Source organism: Flagellimonas allohymeniacidonis (genome assembly GCF_004296335.1).
Classification (GTDB): Bacteria; Bacteroidota; Bacteroidia; order Flavobacteriales; family Flavobacteriaceae; genus Flagellimonas; species Flagellimonas allohymeniacidonis.
The window spans coordinates 1,615,526-1,637,915 of sequence record NZ_SGIU01000002.1 but is presented as its reverse complement, the minus strand read 5'-3'; the positions used below and the strand labels follow the sequence as shown (position 1 = coordinate 1,637,915).

20 protein-coding genes are annotated in these 22,390 nt (G+C 42.5%); 11 read left to right on the top strand and 9 right to left on the bottom strand.

What is annotated here, in order from left to right; all coding sequences use genetic code 11:
- The first annotated feature begins 17 nt into the window (after positions 1–17).
- A complete protein-coding gene (locus tag EW142_RS15870; RefSeq protein WP_130615553.1) occupies positions 18–1,202 on the top strand; it encodes an MFS transporter in 1,185 nt (394 codons plus the stop codon).
- Between the two features lie 18 nt (positions 1,203–1,220).
- On the opposite strand, the gene hemL is transcribed toward EW142_RS15870, so the two are convergent.
- The 4 genes from hemL to EW142_RS15850 form a co-directional block, all read right to left on the bottom strand.
- Positions 1,221–2,498: a glutamate-1-semialdehyde 2,1-aminomutase gene (gene hemL, locus EW142_RS15865; protein WP_130615551.1), complete on the bottom strand. Its 1,278-nt coding sequence runs from the start codon at positions 2,496–2,498 to the stop codon at positions 1,221–1,223.
- A 103-nt stretch (positions 2,499–2,601) separates the two neighbouring features.
- Positions 2,602–3,453, bottom strand: a complete 852-nt coding sequence (locus EW142_RS15860; protein WP_130615550.1) for a glucosaminidase domain-containing protein — start codon at positions 3,451–3,453, stop codon at positions 2,602–2,604.
- Positions 3,450–4,355 (bottom strand): 1-aminocyclopropane-1-carboxylate deaminase/D-cysteine desulfhydrase, encoded by a 906-nt coding sequence (locus EW142_RS15855; RefSeq protein WP_130615548.1) that lies wholly within the window; start codon positions 4,353–4,355, stop codon positions 3,450–3,452. The genes EW142_RS15860 and EW142_RS15855 overlap by 4 nt, the downstream gene beginning before the upstream one ends.
- A 9-nt stretch (positions 4,356–4,364) precedes the next feature.
- Complete coding sequence (locus EW142_RS15850; protein WP_130615546.1) at positions 4,365–4,694, bottom strand: hypothetical protein; 330 nt, start codon at positions 4,692–4,694, stop codon at positions 4,365–4,367.
- 179 nt (positions 4,695–4,873) lie between these two features.
- Between EW142_RS15850 and EW142_RS16755 the strand changes: the two genes are divergently transcribed.
- From EW142_RS16755 to EW142_RS15840, 3 genes are all read left to right on the top strand, one after another.
- The gene (locus EW142_RS16755) at positions 4,874–5,035 is read left to right on the top strand and encodes a DUF5522 domain-containing protein (protein WP_165395294.1); all 162 of its coding nucleotides are present in this window, start codon (positions 4,874–4,876) and stop codon (positions 5,033–5,035) included.
- Positions 5,036–5,107: 72 nt separating this feature from the next.
- Entirely contained in the window at positions 5,108–5,686 is a 579-nt protein-coding gene (locus EW142_RS15845; RefSeq protein ID WP_130615544.1) for a DUF4136 domain-containing protein, read from the top strand.
- A gap of 92 nt (positions 5,687–5,778) precedes the next feature.
- Positions 5,779–7,536, top strand: coding sequence for an aromatic amino acid hydroxylase (locus tag EW142_RS15840; RefSeq protein WP_130615542.1), 1,758 nt, complete (start codon positions 5,779–5,781; stop codon positions 7,534–7,536).
- Here EW142_RS15840 and EW142_RS15835 read toward each other — a convergent pair.
- Genes EW142_RS15835 through alaS form a run of 4 tightly spaced genes read right to left on the bottom strand, consistent with a single transcriptional unit; the run spans position 7,504 to position 12,377 of the window.
- Positions 7,504–8,130: a DUF4230 domain-containing protein gene (locus EW142_RS15835; RefSeq protein WP_130615540.1), complete on the bottom strand. Its 627-nt coding sequence runs from the start codon at positions 8,128–8,130 to the stop codon at positions 7,504–7,506. The two genes, EW142_RS15840 and EW142_RS15835, sit on opposite strands and share 33 nt — an antisense overlap.
- Positions 8,131–9,078, bottom strand: a complete 948-nt coding sequence (locus EW142_RS15830; protein WP_130615538.1) for a GSCFA domain-containing protein — start codon at positions 9,076–9,078, stop codon at positions 8,131–8,133.
- A 14-nt stretch (positions 9,079–9,092) separates the two neighbouring features.
- Positions 9,093–9,749 carry a hypothetical protein gene (locus EW142_RS15825; protein WP_130615537.1) on the bottom strand — a complete coding sequence of 219 codons (657 nt, stop codon included), beginning with the start codon at positions 9,747–9,749 and terminating at the stop codon, positions 9,093–9,095.
- Between the two features lie 9 nt (positions 9,750–9,758).
- Positions 9,759–12,377 (bottom strand): alanine--tRNA ligase, encoded by a 2,619-nt coding sequence (alaS, locus tag EW142_RS15820; RefSeq protein WP_130615535.1) that lies wholly within the window; start codon positions 12,375–12,377, stop codon positions 9,759–9,761.
- A gap of 104 nt (positions 12,378–12,481) precedes the next feature.
- Between alaS and EW142_RS15815 the strand changes: the two genes are divergently transcribed.
- The 6 genes from EW142_RS15815 to EW142_RS15790 all read left to right on the top strand — a co-directional run bounded on the left by EW142_RS15815 (position 12,482) and on the right by EW142_RS15790 (position 16,171).
- The gene (locus tag EW142_RS15815; RefSeq protein ID WP_130615533.1) at positions 12,482–13,459 is read left to right on the top strand and encodes a M23 family metallopeptidase; all 978 of its coding nucleotides are present in this window, start codon (positions 12,482–12,484) and stop codon (positions 13,457–13,459) included.
- Entirely contained in the window at positions 13,459–13,788 is a 330-nt protein-coding gene (locus EW142_RS15810; protein WP_130615531.1) for a MerR family transcriptional regulator, read from the top strand. Before EW142_RS15815 ends, EW142_RS15810 begins: the two co-directional genes overlap by 1 nt.
- A 30-nt stretch (positions 13,789–13,818) precedes the next feature.
- The gene (locus EW142_RS15805; RefSeq protein WP_130615530.1) at positions 13,819–14,418 is read left to right on the top strand and encodes a LemA family protein; all 600 of its coding nucleotides are present in this window, start codon (positions 13,819–13,821) and stop codon (positions 14,416–14,418) included.
- Positions 14,419–14,421: 3 nt separating this feature from the next.
- A complete protein-coding gene (locus EW142_RS15800) occupies positions 14,422–14,859 on the top strand; it encodes a TPM domain-containing protein (protein ID WP_130615528.1) in 438 nt (145 codons plus the stop codon).
- Positions 14,840–15,634, top strand: a complete 795-nt coding sequence (locus EW142_RS15795; RefSeq protein WP_130615526.1) for a TPM domain-containing protein — start codon at positions 14,840–14,842, stop codon at positions 15,632–15,634. Before EW142_RS15800 ends, EW142_RS15795 begins: the two co-directional genes overlap by 20 nt.
- A gap of 69 nt (positions 15,635–15,703) precedes the next feature.
- Entirely contained in the window at positions 15,704–16,171 is a 468-nt protein-coding gene (locus tag EW142_RS15790; protein ID WP_130615525.1) for a hypothetical protein, read from the top strand.
- A gap of 1 nt (position 16,172) precedes the next feature.
- Here the strand turns inward: EW142_RS15790 and EW142_RS15785 are convergent, their stop codons facing one another.
- Positions 16,173–16,604: a nuclear transport factor 2 family protein gene (locus tag EW142_RS15785; protein WP_130615524.1), complete on the bottom strand. Its 432-nt coding sequence runs from the start codon at positions 16,602–16,604 to the stop codon at positions 16,173–16,175.
- Positions 16,605–16,817: 213 nt separating this feature from the next.
- Between EW142_RS15785 and EW142_RS15780 the strand changes: the two genes are divergently transcribed.
- Entirely contained in the window at positions 16,818–22,388 is a 5,571-nt protein-coding gene (locus EW142_RS15780) for an alpha-2-macroglobulin family protein (RefSeq protein ID WP_130615523.1), read from the top strand.
- Positions 22,389–22,390 lie beyond the last annotated feature (2 nt).

Here is a 22,390-nt window from a genome sequence, read left to right as displayed (position 1 = left end):
TTTATGCAAATACCTCTGTGAAACCGCCCAAACATATTCTTCCCATCATTGCAATTGCGCAATTTTTTTGCACATCGCTGTGGTTTGCAGGAAATGGGGTGCTCACGGACCTTATCTCAAGTTTTGGCTTGACCCAAAGCAGTGTTGGCCATATTACCTCCGCTGTACAGCTTGGTTTCATTGCAGGGACCCTGTTATTTGCCGTTTTTACTTTTGCAGACCGGTTTTCACCTTCCAAAGTGTTTTTTTGGAGCGCACTGTTGGGTGCCTTGGCAAATCTTGGGGTGCTTTGGGATAACAATACGTTGATCAGCATTCTTGTATTTCGTTTTGCCACAGGTTTTTTCCTTGCAGGTATTTATCCTGTGGGAATGAAGATTGCGGCCGATTATTTTGATAAGGGTCTAGGAAAATCTTTAGGGTATTTGGTAGGAGCCTTGGTCGTAGGTACGGCACTGCCCCATCTTTTAAAAGACCTTACGCATATCTTTCCATGGAAATATGTGATTTTGGCCACCTCCTTCTTGGCTCTTTTTGGAGGGCTGTTGATGATTGCTCTGGTACCAGATGGACCCTATAGAAAGAAAAGTCAAAAACTTGATTTTACCGCCTGTATCGCTGTCTTTTCAAAATCAGATTTTAGAGCGGCTGCCTTTGGTTATTTTGGGCATATGTGGGAACTATATGCTTTTTGGGCCTTTGTTCCCGTTTGGCTTGGTATTTTCATGGAATGGCACAGCGTCAATGAATTTCGAATTTCGTTTTGGTCGTTTTGGATTATCGCCATCGGTGGCATGGCCTGTGTGCTGGGCGGGTATATTTCGCAACGCAAAGGCGTTAAACCCACAGCAGGTACAGCTTTATTGTTGTCTGGAGTCTGTTGTTTGGCTTCACCCCTTGTACTCCTTTTCGCCCCCTTGCCTGTTTTTATTCTGTTTTTATTGTTTTGGGGCATGGTCGTTGTTGCCGACTCTCCTTTGTTTTCTACGCTAGTCGCGCATAGTGCTCCGCCGAATGTAAAAGGTACCGCACTTACCATCGTGAATTGCATTGGTTTTGCCATCACCATAGTAAGTCTTCAGGTCGTCAATGCCTTATTTGCGGTGATTCCTCCTCAATTTGTTTTTCTCGTACTGACAATCGGGCCAGCCTTGGGGTTGATTGGTTTATTTAGAAAAAAACGAACCTCATTAAAGGTTTAAATTTCTCTTCTGAATAAATTAGAACACCTTCCTCACCGCCTCAACCGTCCTGTCCAAATCGGAATAACTAAGGGCATCATTCAAAAAATAACTCTCAAAAGCCGAAGGCGGTAAATACACCCCCTGCTCCAACATACCGTGAAAGTACTTTTTAAAGGTATCGTTATTGCCTTTGGCCGAAGAAGAAAAATCAACAACAGGGTCCTCACAAAAATGTACTGAAATCATGCTCCCATAACGATTGATCTGATGCGCCACACCTTTTTCAGTCAATACCTCAGCAATTCCTCTATGCAAGTATTCGGTTTTTTGGGCAAGACTGTCAAAAACCTCTGGCCTTTTATTCAATTCGGTTAGCATTGCAAGACCTGCACTCATGGCTAAGGGATTCCCACTGAGGGTCCCAGCTTGGTACACAGGCCCCTCTGGGGCCAAATGCTTCATAATCTCAGCTTTTGCAGCAAAAGCCCCTACGGGTAATCCACCACCAATTACCTTTCCAAACATGACGATATCCGCATCGATACCCAATACTTCTTGTGCTCCTCCTTTTCCCAAACGGAAACCGGTCATCACCTCATCAAAAAGCAATAAGATATCTTCTTCGTTACAAAGCGTTCGTAATCCATGAATAAATTCATCCGAAGGAATGATACAACCCATATTTCCTGCTACAGGTTCCAAAATAATGGCGGCAATCTCACCGCGATTGGCTTCAATAAGGGCTTTTACACTTTCCAAATTGTTATAGTCGGCCAACAAAGTATCTTTAGCCGTACCTTGGGTCACCCCGGGGCTATTGGGGCTTCCAAAAGTCACTGCACCGCTCCCCGCTTGGATCAAAAAAGCGTCAGAGTGGCCATGATAACATCCCGCAAATTTTATGATTTTGTCTTTTCCAGTATAACCTCTCGCCAATCGTACGGCACTCATACATGCCTCAGTACCACTATTTACAAAGCGAATTTTATCAATATTGGGCACCATGGATACTGCCAATTTCGCCAGCTCGGTCTCAATTTCCGTGGGCATTCCAAAAGAAGTTCCCTTTTTTGCCTTTTCCACCACTGCATTGATTACCGGTTCATAAGCATGGCCAAGAATTAGAGGGCCCCAAGAAGCAATGAAATCAATCAATTGATTACCATCCTCATCATAAAGATAGGCCCCTTTGGCCTCCTTTACGAAAATGGGTTCTCCCCCAACAGCTTTAAAGGCTCTTACGGGTGAATTTACCCCTCCGGGGATATATTTTTTCGCCTCAGCAAACAAGGCACTGCTTCTTTGGTAAATCATTTGGTTTTTATGAGTTTCCACTTCTCATGAGTGGAAATTAGGATGCAAAATTAGCTATCCATTCGTTCAAAAGAAAATTCTTGTAAATAGGATGGTCTAAATGCTATTTCGATTTTTCCCTTCGGATATTCAATTTCTGACCTATGGACAAGTTGGTAGAGTTCAAATTGTTGATTCGCATCAATTCATCCACCGAAACGGTATACTTTCTAGATAGGGCATAAAGCGTGTCCCCTTTTTCCACGACATGGGTAAAAACCTCATATTCCCTAGGTTGGCGAACCGGGTCCAATCCATTTCGAACCACTTCCTCATCGTACTTGTCCAAATTATATCTCTCAATAAGTGCAATAAGTTTTTGAGGATACTTGCGGTCTGTGGCATAACCCGCTTGACGTAGGCCGTGAGCCCATTTTTTATAGTCATCCCGACGGTAATTGAAGAGAAAACTGTATCTCGAGCGGGAGGATAAAAATATGCTGTGATCTCTAAAGGAATACATGGGATGGTTATACTTGCGGAAGCACTCGCCCTTGGCATCGTCGTCATGAAAATCATACTCTCCGTTCCATCCGGTATGGCACTTTATTCCGAAATGATTGTTGGTTTTTCGGGTGAGTTCTCCCCTCCCCGAACCACTTTCCAATATGCCTTGAGCCAGAGTAATACTTGCTGGAATTCCGAAGGCCTTCATCTCGTACTTTGCAATTTCGGAGAAGGTCTCAATGTATTCTGTGGTATTGGCAATAGGAAATTTGACAAACTTCCCTGGATTTTCTGGTAAGGGGTACAATTCAGTTTCCTTGGGCCCATCTTTGGGTAAATCGGCATTCGGATTTCGATTACTCTGATTTTGAACTACGTCTTCCTTCTTTTTGTAAGCCGTACGCTTTTTTGAACCACAACTGGCTATCAAAATAGACAGTACCACAACATATCCAACTCGCTTTATCATACGTTCAATGTAGGTAAGTTTTTTTGTTTCAATACTATGTTCATTCCTTGGATGCCCTGTAATCCACCGGTATGAATGGCCAAAATTCGGGTGTTTCGTTCAAAATAACCTTTTTCAACCCTATCCATAATTCCAAAAAACAGCTTTCCGGTATAAATGGGGTCAAGTTGAATTCCTGTTTTCAATCTGAAATCGTTTATGAACTCAATTAGTGCTCTATCCATTTTTGCATACCCTCCAAAATGATAATTGGTTATTAAATTCCAATTATCCCGTGTAACAAATTTATAAATATCTTCTTTTAAGAAGTCCCCTTTAAGCGCAGGGAAGCCAAGAACGGTTTGATTGGAGTTGGAGGAATTAATCAATCCAGCAAGGGTACCGCCTGTACCTACACAGCAACACACATAATCGAATTCAGCATCCTCCGGTGTTAAAATCTCCTCGCATCCTTTTACGGCCAATGCGTTGGTGCCCCCTTCTGGAAGTAGATAAAACAAGCCATTTTGGTTTTGAAGTTCCTCAATGAATTTCGGTGAATTTTTCTGTCGATATTGCTCACGCGAAACAAAATGAAACTGCATTCCTTGTTCATGGGCAAAACGAAGAGTGGGATTTTCTTCCCATACCTCCACAAGTTCTTCACCCCGAATGACCCCAATTGTTTTAAACCCGGATTTTTTCCCGGCAAAGGCCACTGCCGCAATATGATTGGAATAGGCCCCTCCAAAGGTAAACAAGGTCGAGTGGGCTGTCTTCTTAGCTTCCAAAAGGTTGTATTTGAGTTTCCGGTACTTGTTCCCAGAGACAATCGGATGGATAAGATCTTCCCTTTTTACAAAAAGTTTGACCTGATTTTCAGCAAGTAGGGGTAACGTTATTTCTTGATTGGGAACCTGCAACGCTCTGATTTAACGGAACAAATAATCCATAAAACCAAAGGTTTTTCTTTTAGAAAGGTATTCAGAATCCTTTTCATTCGCATAGGCCTCGCGCTCAAAACTAATGTTCTGGTAGGCCCTATAACTGTCAAGATAAAGCAAAGTTCGTAAAATCCACTCGGCCATATACCACAGATAAAAGGGTATAATGAGCAGCTCACGCTGTTGTCTTAAGTGAATTCGCTCGTGGTTTATCAGCACCGTATCCTTCTTTAGCCCATCCTCCTTAAGGATTATGAACGGCCAAAGGGAAAGGCCCACATAGTTTCGGTAAAAGAAGTGTTTAAAAACTACAATCACAGTAAAACTATAGTTGGTTTCTTACAAAGATAACTGTTAAAAGAGAAGGAAAGTATATGGCCTCGACGAATTACATTAACAATTTCGATGTATAACCTGAATTCGGCCATTGTCTTAAAGATTAGGGGAATTCAGGCTATTGCCGTAATTTTAAGGTGACGATTGGTCCAAAATTGCCTATGAAAGAGTTTATTCCCTTGGAGGAAGGTGACTATTACCTATCTGAAGAAGGCTACAAAGTGTTTACTGAGCGCTACCATTTAAAACGCGGATATTGCTGTGAGAGCGGATGCCGCCATTGCCCCTATGGCTATGATAAAAAAACCAACACTAGACGCTGAAAACAGTGTGTTCGGCATAATATTTGTGATGGTTTCGACAAGGATTTCAACGAACTCAAAAAAAATTGTACTATGAAAAAATTAAAGCTTTTTACCCTTGCAGCCTTGGCGGCAGGCTTACTCGTTTCCTGTAGCTCGGTCAGAGTGATTGCCGACTACGATAAAGACGCCGATTTTAAAACCTATAAAACCTATGCCTACTACAAAACTGGCATAGACAAGGCCCAGATTTCAGATTTGGACAAAAAACGAATCTTACGTGCCATTGATGCTGAAATGAGCACCCGCGGTTTCGTAAAATCCCAACAGCCTGATATTTTGGTAAGTATTTTTACCAAAGAACGTGAACAGGTAGATGTTTACAATAACAACTTCGGCTGGGGCTGGGGTTGGGGCTGGGGAGGCTTCTACAACCCATGGCTTTGGGGACCCGGTTGGGGCTGGGGAGGCAATAATGTAAGTACCCGAACAGAAGGTTCACTCTACATTGACTTTATCGATGCCAAAAACAAGGAATTGGTCTGGCAAGGTAGAGGTGTTGGCACTTTGAACAACATCAAGAATATTGAGAAAAAGGAAAAACGCATTCAAGAGTTCGTTTCCGAAATCCTGCAGGCTTATCCACCTGACGCGAGGATAGCAGCAAATTAAAGATTTACTGAAACCGCCCTTTAGAGGGCGGTTTTTCATTTCAGAGAAAAAAGCAGGATTTCGTACCTTTAAGCCTCTTTAAAATTCATCCCATGAAGTATGAGTCTAATCCTATATTGGACAAGTTACCGGAACATCTAAAGCAATTCATAAAACCTCAGAATTACGAGGATTATTCGGCCATTGATCAAGCGGTGTGGCGCTATGTAATGCGTAAAAATGTAGATTACCTCAGCAAAGTGGCCCATTCGTCTTACGTAGATGGACTGTCCAAAACGGGGATTTCCATTGATGACATTCCCAATATGTATGGAATGAATCGAATTTTAAAAGAAATCGGATGGGCAGCCGTGGCTGTGGATGGATTCATTCCACCTTCCGCTTTCATGGAATTTCAGGCTTATAATGTCTTGGTCATTGCATCAGATATACGTCAATTGGAGAATATAGAGTACACCCCTGCTCCAGATATCATTCACGAAGGTGCAGGTCATGCGCCCATCATAGCAAATCCCGAATATGCGGAGTACTTGAGACGTTTTGGTGAAATAGGGAGCAAAGCAATATCCAGTTCCAAGGATTACGAACTCTACGAAGCGGTTCGACATCTTTCTATCATAAAAGAAGCTCCAGGCACACCCCAAAAGGAGATTGATGAGGCGGAGCAACACATAGAACATTTACAGGATAACATGGGTCGGCCCAGTGAGATGGCCCTTATCAGAAACTTGCACTGGTGGACCGTGGAATATGGACTAATTGGCACCTTAAAAAAACCTAAGATTTATGGTGCAGGCTTACTATCATCCATTGGGGAGAGCACTTGGTGCCTTCAAGAAGATGTGGTGAAACTACCTTATACCATTGAGGCCGCCCAAATGGCATTTGATATTACAAAACCCCAACCACAGCTTTTTGTGACTCCGAATTTTGCCCATTTAAGTCAAGTATTGGAAGATTTTGCCAATACCATGGCCTTGCGAACAGGAGGCTTGTCGGGTGTAAACAAACTTATCGAATCGAAAGCTTTGGGCACAATTGAACTTAGTACGGGGCTGCAAATTTCAGGACAATTTCATAGTGTCATCGAACATGAAGGCATGCCCGTTTATGTTCGTACTGTAGGGCCGACAGCTTTGGCCTATCGCGAAAAGGAATTGGTGGGCCATAGTACACTGCACCATTCTGACGGCTTTGGGTCTCCAATTGGAAAATTAAAAGGAATCAATTTAGCGATTGAGGACATGGGGCCGCGAGACCTTAGGGCTTACAATATTTTTGAAGGCGAACAGGTGCACCTTGAATTCGAAGGTGGCGTTACCGTGGAAGGTACCATTGTGACCGGCACCCGAAATCTGCAAGGGAAAATTATTTTGATCACGTTTAAGGACTGTAAGGTTACCCATGATGGCACCCTGTTATTCTTGCCAGATTGGGGTCTATTCCATATGGCGGTAGGTCAAAATGTGGTATCTGCCTACAATGGTCCAGCAGACCTTGGTAGTTTCAATTTGATCAGCCATGAACTCACAGAGACAACCATTAAAGTTGAAAAGAGTCCTGAACGCCTGGAATTGGAAGAATATTACAAGTTGATTCGTGATTTCAGGGAAGGAAAAAACACGACCATTTCCCGAAACAAGGTCTTTCATGAGTTGCAGAAAAAACATCCAGACGATTGGCTGCTTTCCGTTGAACTGTTTGAATTGGCCAAGAAAAATGGGGATACTGCCTTTGCCAAGGAAATTCAAGAGCATTTAGAAATTGTAAAACAGAACAATCCTGCTGTGGGCCATTTAATTGATGATGGTGTCGATTTAGTCGAGAAGAGTTTCTCGGTCAAGGTTTAGCCCGTTTAGATCATTTGTAGTTTTTCCTTCTGCGACCAAGGTCCATCCCATGGAGTGCGTCAATACCAATATCTTGGAAAGCTCGCTCACCAATCGGTTTTGTGCATTGGATTTTAAGGAAGAGGCTTCTACCTTTTTCAACAAAGAAGCATTTACACTTTTTTTGATGTTGTTATAATCTTTTGCTTCAAAAGGATTAAAATAATCTGAAGTAACATCGTAGTATTCAAAATCTGGATTGATCTTGATTTCTGGCTCGGGAATGTCCATGATTGTTACTGTTCTCGAGCTATCATCAATCACATAATCGATTTCACTTAAATCGTAAACGACAGAGACTTCTGCATTCACCACAACCAATGCCTTTTTATTTGCCGTGAATATATTCCCGAAAAGTTCTTGGGAATCCTTGTAATTATATACTTCAGCGAAATGACCTTCAGTTACAATAAGCTTCGATACATTTTTTAGCTCTTGCTGAATCAACATGGAATTTTCCTTGAGCTGCGCTCGATTTTGAACATCCTCACTGCAGGATCTATAAATCAAGATGGATGCCAAGGCTATAATAGCACCGAAAACTATCTTTTTCATCTACTCGAATTTCATAAAAGGATAACGTTCTTTTATATACGAAATTTTGGCATCTACCGACTTTTGAAACGCTTTGTTCGCCTCAGAATCAGGATTAAAAGGTCGATGGGACAGGCCTTTTCGAATCGCCTCAACCTCTTCCATTACAGACTGCGCCTCTTTGGAAATCCATGATGTTTTGAAGGCATTCCAGATGATATCAACGGCCAAGGCGTTTGGATGCACCATATCCCTTTCATAATAGCGATAATCCCGCAGTTCATCCATCATGATTTCATAGGAAGGAAAGTACGAAACATGGTTTTCATGCAACACTTGATGTACCGCAGCTATTAAATATGCTTTGCTTCTTTGATTTTCAACAAATCCATCCTTTAAATGACGAACTGGGGAAACCGTTAAGATACATTTCGCTTTACTAGAAACCGTATGAACCAGTTCCACAATCCTTTTTAGGCTATTTGCAATGGTGCCAACATCCAACAGCCTTTTATCAAATTCAAGTTGAGGAATTTTATGACAGTTTGCCACAGGAAAGTTGAATTCTTTATGCTGATAGACCCATGCTGTTCCCAAAGTAATGACGACATGCGAAGCACTTTGAAGGCTGTCTTTGGTTTCTTTTAAACCCAAATTCAATTGGGCTATCAACTCATGTTTCGTGTTTTGACTCAAAGAAGAATGTGCTTCAAAGCAGTGCCATCTTTCTTGATGATAAAACACCTCATCCCCAGAATATTCTTTTTCCGAAATGGACCTTTCCAATAAGTTTTGGATTGCCAAGGGTTGAAACAGTATGCCGAAGGGGTTGCGAAGCGATTGAAATTGATAATACCGAAACTTTTCCCCGATGTTTTCAGCAAAACATGAACCTATCAAAATCACCTGGCCTTTATAGTCAATAGGAGTGTTTGCTTCAAAAATCGGAACCGAGGTCTGTAGTTTCATAATACCATGAGCCTTCACTTACAATTATCGATGTTATCGATCATACGGGTATATTGCGCAATAAGCTGTTCTTCCAATTGGTCCATAAAACCCATTACACGGACAAGATCTTCAATGGAATTATCTCTAAGGGCCTCGGTTGCCTTGGTCAATTCATTTTTAACTAAATCTTGTAGGTTATACAGCCCCTGAAGGTCATACAGACAATCGTATCCAAACTCATGGAAAATCCCCGTTGACTTGGAAATTTCCCAAGCAATACTGCTAAGATCTGTTATTTCAATATTTACAAAGGTATCTCCTTCGTATTCGTAAAGTCCATTGCCCAAAGGGATGGAATCCACATTTATAAAGAACTCCGAGTATTCTGTAACAAAGGCTCTCATTTTCTCAGGGGATACCCTAACCTCTTCATTTTGATTTTTTATCCCCTCCAAACCTTTATAAAAAAGTGGAACTTTTTGGTTATGGGCTCGTGTTCTTTCAAGCTCCTGAAGATTGTTATTGATTTCCTCCTTGATTTTGACCAGTGCAATTTCCTTGTCTTTTTGAACCGTCTTTGAAGTATTCCAATCATTGAACCAAATGGCAAGATTAATACCGATAAAAATCAAAAAAACTTCTCCGAAAATATATTTCCAATTAACGGTTCTATTCTTGAAAAATCGCATAGTTCAGGTTTATGAAACCACGATTTCGCGTGCTTGTTTCAGGGCATCCTCTATCCCTTTCGGATTTTTACCTCCGGCAGTGGCAAAAAACGGCTGTCCACCGCCTCCACCTTGGATAAATTTGCCCAACTCACGCACAATCTGGCCAGCATTCAATCCCTTATTGGACACCAAATCCTTTGAAATGTAACAGGACAAGATGGCTTTTTCGTCTTTTTCAGCGCCCAACAGCAAGAACAAATTGGATATTTGCCCCCCCATTTCAAAGGCAAGGTCTTTGATTCCGGCTGCATCTAAATCAACCTTTTTGGCAAGAAATTGAATGCCATTCAACTCCTCCATCTCCCCCATCAATTCGTTTTTTAGCCCCTTAGCCTTGTCTTTCAAAAGCTGTTCCACCTGCTTGCGGAGGGCAGCGTTCTCATCACGAAGACCTTCGACCGCCTTAACTGGATCCTGGGCGTTGTTCAACAAATCCTTTATTTCAAACAGCATGCGGTTGTTGTTGAAGTAGAATTCCTTTACCGCATCGGAGGTAATGGCCTCTATTCTTCGAATTCCAGCAGCAACCGCTCCTTCGGAAACAATTTTAAAGTGCCAGATATCTGCGGTGTTTTTTACATGAGTGCCTCCACAAAGCTCAATGGACTGCCCAAAACGTACCGTACGAACAGTATCCCCATATTTTTCACCAAATAGTGCCATGGCCCCCTGTCCCAAGGCTTCTTTTAACGGCATATTTCTGTTTTCTTCCAAGGGAAGTTGTCCTTCGATACGCGCATTCACGAAATTCTCAACTTGCCTCAATTCTTCAACGGTCATTTTTGAAAAATGGGAAAAATCAAACCTCAAATACTTGGAATGGACGGCCGAGCCTTTTTGTTCCACATGGTCTCCCAAAACTTCTCGTAAGGCCTGGTGAAGCAAGTGGGTTGCCGTATGGTTGCTAGCGGTTCTCCAACGTTGCTTTTTATCCACAACAGCTTTGAACGTTCCTGAAACATCTTTGGGCAAATTTTCCGAAAAGTGCACAATTTCGTTGTTCTCCCTTTTGGTATCCACAACATAAACCACGTCTCCATTGGGTGCCTTAAGGTAGCCTTTGTCCCCTACTTGTCCTCCGCCTTCAGCGTAAAACGGGGTTAAATTGAAAACCAACTGATATTGATCTCCTTCTTTTTTGCTGCTTACCTTCCGATATTTGACCAATTTTACATCCGCTTCAAGTGCATCGTAACCAACAAACTCCTGGGTTGAATCATCGGATAAAACAGTCCAATCCTCTTTGGAAACTTCCGAAGCGGAACGAGATCTGTCTTTTTGAACCTGGAGAGCTTTTTCAAACCCTTCCATGTCGAGCCCATAGCCCTTTTCTTCCAAAATAAGAGCAGTAAGATCGATGGGGAATCCAAAGGTGTCGTATAGTTCAAAGGCCTTACGTCCATCAATCGTTTTGGTTTTGGATGTCTTGACGACGGATTCCAACAACACCAGTCCTTGTTCCAAAGTGGAAAGAAAAGAGTTTTCTTCCTCCTTGATCACATTCTCAATCAATTGATATTGCGTTTTGAGCTCTGGAAAAGCATTGCCCATTGTACTGCTGAGCACCTTAACCAAACGATAGATAAAGGGTTTTTTGGTGCCAAGAAAGGTAAAGCCATAACGAATGGCCCTGCGTAAAATCCTTCGGATTACGTAACCTGCTCCACTATTACTTGGTAATTGCCCATCTGCAATGGCAAATGCTACCGCACGAACATGATCGGCAACTACTCGAATAGCGATATCAACTTCTTCACTATTGCCATATTTATGCCCTGTAATGACCTCAATTTCTCGAATCAAGGGCATGAAAATATCGGTATCATAGTTTGATTGTACCCCTTGCAACACCATGCACAAACGTTCGAAACCCATTCCCGTATCTACATGTTTCTCGGGAAGATTTTCTAAGCTTCCATTGGCCTTGCGATTGTACTGCATAAAGACCAAGTTCCAAATTTCCACGACTTGGGGATGGTCTTGGTTCACCAATGAGGCGCCAGGCACTTTTGTTTTTTCTTCCTTGGAACGAATGTCTACATGTATTTCGGAACAAGGGCCGCAGGGACCTTGGTCTCCCATTTCCCAAAAATTGTCCTTCTTGTCCCCCATGATAATCCGATCTTCTGGCACAATGGCTTTCCATAGGTCAAAAGCTTCTTGGTCCATTTCAAGATTATCGGCATCGTCGCTCCCTTCGAATACGGAAACATAAAGACTATCCTTATCGATTTTGTATACATCGGTCAGCAATTCCCAGGCCCACTGGATAGCCTCTTTTTTAAAGTAATCGCCAAAACTCCAGTTCCCCAACATCTCAAACATCGTGTGGTGGTAGGTATCCTTGCCCACTTCATCCAAATCATTGTGCTTTCCACTTACGCGTAGACATTTTTGGGTGTCGGCCACCCGTTTTGATGAGGATACGGAATTCCCAAGAAAAAACTCTTTGAACTGGTTCATGCCGGCATTGGTGAACATAAGTGTGGGGTCATCTTTGATCACCATGGGTGCCGAAGAAACAATCTTATGCTGTTTTCCTTTAAAAAAGTCCAAAAACCGGGTTCTAACCTCTTGGGATGTCATCAGATTTGCTAGGGTTTTATTAAATTTAACACTTTGAGCAAAACAATCTTTATATTTGTTTGTTTTGATAAAAAGAATGGGCAAAAATAGGATAAAATCCCTTCATGCATAAAGTTAAGTACTATTACGATCCTGATACACTTTCCTATCGAAAGATAGAACCAAAAAAGTCCAGAAAGTATAGAAACCTTTTTCTATTTGTGGTAGGTTCGGCGCTTTTTGGATTGTTGGGCCTTATCATCCTGCTCAACACGAGCTGGTTAAATACACCCAAGGAGCTTTCCTTGGAACGAGAGGTCAACAACTATGAGCTTCAATTTGACATCCTCTCCAAGAAGATGGAGCAAATGGAGCAAGTTTTGACCAATATTGAGGATCGGGACAACAATATCTATCGTTTGTATTTTGAAGCCAATCCGATTCCAGAAGAACAACGGAGGGCAGGTTTTGGTGGGATAAACCGATATAAGTCGTTGGAAGGATTCAACAATTCTGAAATCATCATCAACGCAACTCAACGATTGGATATCATTCAGAAACAAATGGTAATCCAGTCCAAATCTTTGGACGAGATTGCAAAGTTAGCTGAGGAAAAAGAAAAGCTGTTGGCTTCTATCCCTGCCATTCAGCCTGTTCGGAACGAAGATTTGACCCGTATGGCCTCGGGTTACGGCTGGCGTTCCGATCCATTCACCAAAGCACGAAAAATGCATTGGGGCATGGACTTTACAGCACCACGGGGTGTTCCGATTTATGCCACAGGTGATGGAAAGATAAAACGTGCCGACAACCGATCTTCAGGTTACGGCAAGCACATCCGAATTGATCATGGTTACGGCTACATGTCGCTATATGCTCACTTGAGCAAATACAATGTAAGTGTGGGCCAGAAAGTGAAAAGGGGTGACTTAATAGGTTTTGTGGGTAACACGGGCCGCTCGGAAGCACCTCACCTTCATTACGAAGTCTTTAAGGACGAGGAACGCATTAACCCCATCAACTTCTACTACGGAAGTTTGACGGCGGAAGAATTTGAAAACATGCTGAAATTCGCCAACCAAGAGAACCAATCCCTTGATTAATGCATGTAGAACTTCCTGAAAAACGATATTATGGCATTGGCGAGGTGGCCAAGGCCTTTGGGGTGAATACCTCATTGATTCGTTTTTGGGAAAAGGAGTTTGATGTACTTCAACCCAAAAAAAATGCGAAGGGAAATAGAAAATTCACACCCCAGGACATCAAGAATCTTCAATTGATCTATTACTTGGTCAAGGAACGCGGCTTCACGCTTGAGGGAGCCAAAACCCATTTGAAGGAAGAAAAGCAGAAAACGCTGTCCAAGTTTGAGGTAATTCAAAAACTTCAAAAAGTAAAAGCGGAACTCCTCAAGATAAAAGAACAACTATAACTGTAGCAATAAACACGAAAATCCAAGAAAATGAAAAAGGGTATCCTTACTATCATAGTTCTTATTGTTATCGCCGTAATACTAGGTGGCTGGTATGTAAGAACGAACAATACTTTGGTAGATATGAAAGGTCAGGCCACAAAACAATGGGCGAATGTTGAGAGTTCGTATCAACGCCGAAGCGATTTGATCGGAAATTTGGTCAAAACCGTTCAAGGAGCAGCTGATTTTGAGCGTGGCACCTTAACCGATGTTATCGAGGCAAGGGCCAAGGCCACCTCTACCACTGTCGATGCAAACAACATTACTCCTGAGCAATTGGCTCAGTTTCAACAGGCGCAGACCGGACTTTCCTCTGCACTTTCAAGGCTATTGGTCACTGTGGAACGCTATCCAGATCTAAAGGCCAACCAAAACTTTTTGGAATTGCAATCCCAACTGGAGGGTACTGAAAATCGAATAAATGTTGAACGCAATAGATTCAATGACTTGGCGGGGGAGTACAATATCAAAATTGAACAGATTCCAACTAATATCATTGCAAGCATCGCCAACTTTGATTCTTTAGCTTTATTCAGCTCCAAACCTGGCGCAGAGGATGCCCCCGATGTTAACTTTGAATTTGACTAACCTATGTCGCACGTCGAAGAGTTTTTGACCTACGCAGAAGAGCAAGAAATCGTTGATGCCATTTTAGAGGCAGAAAAGAATACCTCGGGAGAGATTCGCGTTCACATTGAAGCAACTACCAATATTGACCATTTTAGCAGGGCTCAACAGGTATTTCACTTTCTAAAGATGGACAATACCAAAGATGAAAATGGAGTTTTGATTTATGTGGCGGTGGATGATCATAAATTTGTCATCTATGGTGATCGAGGGATTGATAAAGCTGTTTCCCGTGGATTTTGGGACAGCACCAAAGAAGTAATAGAGACCCACTTTAAGAAAGGTGATTTTAAACAAGGAATCGTAGCGGGTATATTACAGGCCGGGAAAGAGTTGGAAGCCCATTTTCCCTGGGACCATGACGATACCAATGAATTAAGCGATGCGGTCTCCAAAGGTTAGAACTTTTCTTGTTTTTTTTCTATGCTCCAGCTTCATTTGGGGGCAGTTCACCATACCTAAAAAACCTTCGCAGCAGACCAGTGTTTACGATTATGTGAATCTGCTTCAGTCTTCCCAAAAAAAGACCTTGGAACAAAAGCTCATTCGCTATGCGGATAGCACTTCCACACAAATTGTGGTGGCCATTATTAGCTCTACCGAAGGGGAAAATATCAATTTTTTGGGTGCGCAATGGGGGCAGAAATGGGGTATTGGACAGGCCGATGAAGACAATGGTATTTTAATCTTATTGGCCAAGGATGACCGAAGAATTGCCATCAATACAGGCTATGGGGTAGAGAGCACATTAACGGACTTAATGTCCAAGCGCATCATCGAAAGTGTCATCATTCCCGAGTTCAAAAAAGGGGATTATTATGGTGGACTCGATAAAGGTGCAGATGCCATTTTTCAAGTATTGACTGGGCAGTTTAAAGAGGACAGAACTTTTGGTGAAAATCAAGGTTTTCCCATAAAAGCCCTATTGCCCATTATAATTTTCATCGTCATTCTAATTATTCTATCCCGTAAGAACCGAAACAACCGAGGTGGTCGAGGTGGTCGCGATTCTGGTTTTGATATCTGGGATATCATCATTCTAAGCAATATGGGCCGCGGTGGCTACCGAGGCTCCTCCAAAGGAGGGTTCGGGAGCGGAGGCTTCGGTGGTGGCGGTTTTGGCGGAGGCTTCGGTGGTGGCGGTTTCGGCGGCGGTGGCGCTTCTGGAGGATGGTAAGAACATGGCTTTCTTTAGCTGATGCTTTAGGCAACTCTTTTCTCTTTTTCACATCTAGAAAATAAAATCATGTTCCTGAAAAAAATTCTTGTCGGAACCATTCTACTTTGTGCATCTTTTTGTTGCGATGAACAAACTGATTGCGCTGCGGTACTATGCGCTGGACCACCCGTAATTGGTCTTGAGGTCCTCTCTGATGGTCAAAACATTTTTGAAAGCGATATATATGACCTGCAAGATGTTACCTTAGAGAGTACAGAAGCCTCAGATTTTCTTGTTAGCCTTGCAACATACCAAAACATGGATGGAGAAGAGGTCACGGTTCTTGTTTTGGACAATGCCCAATGGAATTCGCAAGCCTACGATATCACTTTGAATTTCAGTTTAGAAGCTACTGCCAATCTTGAGATTCAAATTGGAAGTTCCCCAATTGGGGGATGTTGCGGAGGTATCCCAACACTTGAAAATCTACTTATCGATGGAAACCCGACCCAAAGGAATGAAGGCACGGGTTTTTTTACGCTTAATTTAAATTAAATCATTTCATTTCCGAAACAGTCCCTGGTTTTCGATAAAAAATCTTACTGACAACTTTCCACTCCCCGTCAATTTTTAATAAGTTCATAAAATCGATGAAGGTAAAGGTGGGATAATCAATCTCCAATCGAGCATTGGCGGCATTGCCCGCGATGGTGATATCGGCAATCCGGGTCTGTCGATTTTGTTTTGGTCCCGGTTTCATTCCCTTGCCAAAAAACTCCAAGGCATTTACCTCACGGTATCCTTCTTTGCCAATAAACTTCATGGTGGCCGTTTCATGGAAAGCTTTCTTCAAAGTTTCGAAGTCATTGTTCGTACCCCCTTCCAAGTAGTAGTTTACAGTTTTTTCAACAAGTTGATAGTCAGATTCCTGTGCAATGGAAACAAAAAAAGTTGTAAAGGCAAAGCAGAAAAGGATAAGATTGCGCATAATGTTCGTTTTTAGGTTGTTAATGATTTCAAGATATCTTTTTTAGATAGTAAATGAAACAGACCAAATCATAAATATTTCATAAGAATCCGTCCGTAATTCCCAACTATCCGTAAATCATTACCAACAACCCATCAACTTTAAACGCCCCTTCATCTGCATTTAAACTATCTTAGGCTAGGTAAACTGATCCTATAATTAACACCTTTTGGTATGTCACAGTTTTTCAAAGTCCTATTTATTACCACCCTCGTTTTTTTCACTTCCTGCAAAAAAAAGACTGCTTCCCCAGAGACCGACAATCTGTTCAAATTCAAAGATTACATTAGTTACCACACTAGTGGTAATCAAAGCATAACAGCACCCATCACCGTTGTTCTTGCGCAACAGTTAGATCAGTTCGAATTGACCCAAGAACTACCTTCCGAATACTTTGAGATTTCACCAAAAGTGGAAGGCAAACTTGCCATTGAATATGGCAGGGAGCTGGTTTTTCAACCTTCGGAATACCTTCAGCCCGATACGGAATACTCGGTTACCGTTGCCCTCAGCAAGCTTTTTGATGACGTTGGCCGAGACTACAGGAAGTACACTTTTAGTTTTAAGACCATACTTCCCAGTTTCAAGATTAATTTGGGCAATCTGCAATCCTATAGCAAAAACTGGCAATACCTGTCGGGTACATTGGAAGCTTCAGACATTCTTAGTGCCACCAATATGAATACGGTATTATCTGTTACCCAAGGGAACAACAAGATGCCTGTGAAATGGGACAACATTGAGGAGGATTCCAGGTACTTTTCATTTAGAATTGATAGTATACCACGTAAGACGGATGACAGTGAACTCTCCATCACCTGGAATGGGAAAGAGTTAGGTATAGACAATAAAGGTTCTGAAACCTATGCCATCCCAGGGCTTAACAAGTTTGTGGTTGTGGATGCCAAAACGTCCACAGCTCCGAACGCAGCGTTGACCCTTAATTTTTCAGACCCTTTAAAACAAAATCAAAATCTAAACGGGCTCGTCAGCATAGAAAATGCAGAAAGTCTTCGCTATGAAATAAATGGCAATCTATTGAGTATTTATCCCTCCAACCGGATTATGGGAGAGGTCCGTGTCAATGTCTTTGAGGGCATTAAGAGCGAATATGGTTACTCACTAAAAAAGCCTTTTTCAGAACTGGTTTCCTTTGAACAGTTAAAACCCAATGTTCGACTGATTTCAAAAGGCACCATTTTACCAAATGCATCCTCGACACCTATTTACTTTGAAACCGTTAATCTTTCTGCGGTGGAAGTGCGGGTGATTCAGGTTTTTGAAAACAATATGTTGCAATACCTGCAATACAGTAACCTTACCGAACAATACACTTCTGATCTAAGACCTGTTGGGCGAAGAGTGGCCTATAAGGTGATTCCTTTGGCAGAAAGTGATACGGAAGATACCAGCTTTTGGAAGGCCCATGCTTTGGATCTTTCCGAATTGATCAAAGTGAGTCCTGGTTCGCTTTATAGGATTGAATTCAGTTTTAAAAAGGAACATGCCACTTATGAATGTGAAGATTCCCAAAATCTTGAAGAATTAGCGGAAACCTATGATTCAGAGACAAATCAACAAGACCTCAGTGAACAGGCTTTGGAAGAACGCTATTGGGATAATGAAATCTATTATTGGAGAAATTACGACTACAATTGGGAAGAAGAGAATAATCCCTGTCACCAAGCATACTATAATGCAAATAGGATAGTCTCCACAAATCTTCTGGGCAGTGATTTGGGACTTATTGTAAAGAAGGGGAACAATCAAACCTATCACTTTGCAGCAACCAATCTTTTGACCGCCAAACCCGAAAACAACACCACAATCAAATTATACAACTTTCAACAGCAATTGCTCTCTGAAGTCAATACGGACGCCTCTGGTTTTGGAATTTATGACGGAGAGGCCAACGTGGCCTTTGCCATTGCAGAAAAGGACAACAACTTTGCCTATGCCAAACTTGCCGATGGAAATGCCTTGTCCTTAAGTAAGTTTGATGTTTCCGGACAAGAATTACAAAGTGGCCTACAAGGTTTTATGTACACCGAGCGAGGGGTTCACCGACCAGGTGACCCCGTCCATCTCACTTTTGTTTTGGATGATAAGGCCAATCCTTTACCAGAAAACCACCCTGTTGTTTTGGAGGTGAGCGATGCCAGGGGGAAACTAGTGCAGCGCAATGTCCTGAAGCAAGACCCGGTTCCTGTTTCAGAAGATCTGTTTGCCAAAAAAGAAGGTGGTTTTTACTATTTCCCCATCCCGACCAAAGCTACGGCACCCACAGGCACATGGAATGCCAAAATTATTGTGGGGGGAGCACAGTTCAACAAAAGTCTAAAAATTGCCACCATCAAGCCCAACAGGTTGAAAGTAGCGTTTGATTTTGAAGGCGAAGTACTCAAAGCCAACGAAAACAACCAAGGGCAAGCGATAGTTCAATGGTTGCATGGGGCTCCCGCCCGTAACCTCAAGATTGACATTAACGCCAAATTGCAACAAGCTGCTAATGCATTTCCAAACCATAAGGGTTATGTTTTTCAGGATCCTGTAAGAACCTTCGGTGAGACAGAGCTTCAATTCATAAGTTCGAAACTTAATAGTGAGGGAATCCTGAATATCAACCAAAAGATCAATACCAATACCCATGCCCCGGGGATGTTGCAAGCAACCTTTACAACCAAGGTATTTGAGGGTGGGGGCGATTTTTCCATTGATGTCTTCAGCAAAAAACTGTCTCCCTTCCCCTACTTTGTTGGGCTACGCTCGCCTAAAGCTCGGCAGTATGGCTCATTTTTGACCGATGAGGACACTACCTTTGATGTAATTTCCGTAAATCTGGAAGGCAAACCCGTAGGCAACAGAAAATTAAAGGTCAATATTTTCAAAATTGAATGGCGCTGGTGGTGGAACAGAGGCTACGACAATCTTTCTCGATATGAAAATGCCACAGTGCACAGACCTTTTAAAGAGTTAACCTTGACCACTGGATCAGATGGTAAGGCCAATTTTAAGGTAAACATTCCGGATGACGAGGGGGGTCGTTTTTTAGTACGAGTCATTGATGAAGCCTCGGGGCACGCCACAGGAAGAACGGCATATTTCTACAGAAATTGGTGGAGGAGACCTGCCTCCAACGATATGGAAAGTTCGAAGATTTTGATTTTCTCTGCAGACAAAGAAAAATACACGCTTGGCAATCAGGCCGTGGTGACCTTTCCATCCGATTTGGGCAGTCGCGCCTTGTTGAGTATTGAAAACGGGTCTGAGGTTCTATCCCAGCAATGGATTGAAACTTCCAACAAAGAGACCAAGGCCATTATTCCCATTACAGCTGAAATGGCGCCCAATGCGTACGTCAACATTTCGCTGCTACAACCTCATGGCCAGGTGAAGAATGATTTACCCATTCGGCTGTATGGCGTTGTTCCGCTATCGGTTGAAAATCCCGCCACTTTTTTGGACCCTGAGCTTCAAATGCCCGGAGTGCTAGAGCCGGAACAGTCCTATAAAGTCACTGTGTCCGAAGCCAATAAAAAACCCATGACCTATTCATTGGCCGTGGTCGATGAAGGACTACTTGACTTGACACGTTTTAAAACGCCCGATATCCACGCATCTTTTTATGCCAGACAGGCTTTGGGAGTAAAGACATTTGACATTTTTGATGATGTCATGGGTGCCTTTTCGGTAAGTGTCGACAACATTTATTCCATTGGTGGTGGTGGAATTGGTGAAGGGGCAAAAAATAGAAAAGCACAACGCTTTAAACCTGTGGTCACCTATTTGGGACCTTTCAGCTTAAAAGCTGGGGAAAAGGCAACCCATACCATTAATATGCCCAACTACGTAGGGTCTGTGCGTGCCATGATCGTTGCCGGTAATGGGAACAATGCCTATGGAAACACGGAAAAAACCACTCCGGTGCGCAAACCTTTAATGGTATTGACTTCCATTCCGCGAAAACTATCTCCTGGAGAAAAAGTAACCATTCCCGTTACAGTTTTTGCCATGGATAAAAAGATAAAAAATGTGAGTGTCACTATTGCAGCAGGCAAAGCGTTGGAACCCCTTGGGCCCACTACTAAAAATATCACGTTCAATTCGATAGGCGAACAAATTGTGAATTTCGATTTTAAAGTGAATCCCACTAAGGCCTTTCAAACCATAAAAGTGAATGCCTCTGGAAATGGGGAAAGAGCAACCAGCGAAACAGAAATTGATGTAGAAAATCCAAATCTCATAACGACCAAAAGTGCGCTTTATACCGTCAATGCCAATGACTCACAAAGCATCTCATTTGAAACCTTCGGCACCTCGGGAACCAATACTGCTTTCATAGAATTTTCCACGCTCCCTCCTATGGATTTTTCAAAACGGATGGACTATTTACTCCGCTATCCTCATGGATGTGTGGAACAAACGACCTCAGCAGTCTTTCCGCAATTGTACTTATCCGAAGTTTTGGACATCACTTTTGAAAAGAAAAAAGAGATTGAAAAAAACATTAAAGCGGCGATTAAAAAACTAAATGACTTTCAAAACCCAAATGGGGGATTAAGTTATTGGCCCGGTTACGACAATCCCAACGATTGGGGCACCTCTTATGCAGGTCATTTTATGATTGAGGCCAAACAAAAGGGCTATCAATTGCCGTTGACTTTCTTAAACAATTGGTTGAGATATCAAAAAAACACGGCGCGTCAATGGAGCAATCAAAGTACCTCATACAACAACGATATCGCACAAGCCTACCGCTTGTATACTTTGGCCTTGGCACAACAACCCGAATTGGCTGCCATGAATCGTTTACGTGAATCAAAAAACCTCAGTAATGAAGCAAAGTGGCGATTGGCCGCTGCTTATGCATTGGTAGGTAAAAAGGAAGTCGCCCAAGAACTTGCCCAAAAAGCAAATATCAATTTCCAGCCCAACGCCTACGATTATCGCACTTATGGCTCTGTGTTTAGGAATAGGGCCATGGCCTTGGAGACCATGGTCATATTGGGAGACTCTCGACAAAGGGATCTGGCCATTTCCCTAGCAAAAAACCTGTCCTCGCAGCGATGGTACAGCACACAAGAGACGGCTTTTGCCTTGCTGGCCATGGCCAAAATGGTGGTGAAAAATGGCGGCAGGTCTATCGATTTGACCTTTACAAATGGAGGAAAGGAAAGAAACGTGGAAACAGATCGGGCCATAGCCCAACGTGGCCTTTCGATTTCATCGACTCAGAATAACATTGTCATAGAGAACAAACAGGGGAATGTTATTTATGCCACCCTTACCCAAACAGGGAAGCTGCCCGTGGGTCAGGAATTGGCGCAGAATCGGAACCTTACCCTTTCAGTACAATATCTTGATGCCATAGGCAACGCCATAGATGTTACCGAATTGCGTCAAGGCACCGAGTTACAGGCAAAGATTACCGTTTTCAATAGCTCGGATGACTATGTGGATAATTTGGCATTGACACAGATTGTACCCAGTGGTTGGGAAATTGTCAATACCACCTTCGCTGGGGGAAGTGACCCCAATGCAAACAAGGTCGATTATATTGATACGCGTGATGACAGGACCCATTTCTATTTTGATTTAGGAAGAAAGAAAACCAAAACCTTTACCGTGAAGCTGAATGCTTCCTTTCTGGGAGATTATTACCTACCAGGGGCTCAGGTGGAGGCGATGTATGACAACACCTACTATGCAAGGAACAAGGGCAAATGGATAAACGTATCACAATGATG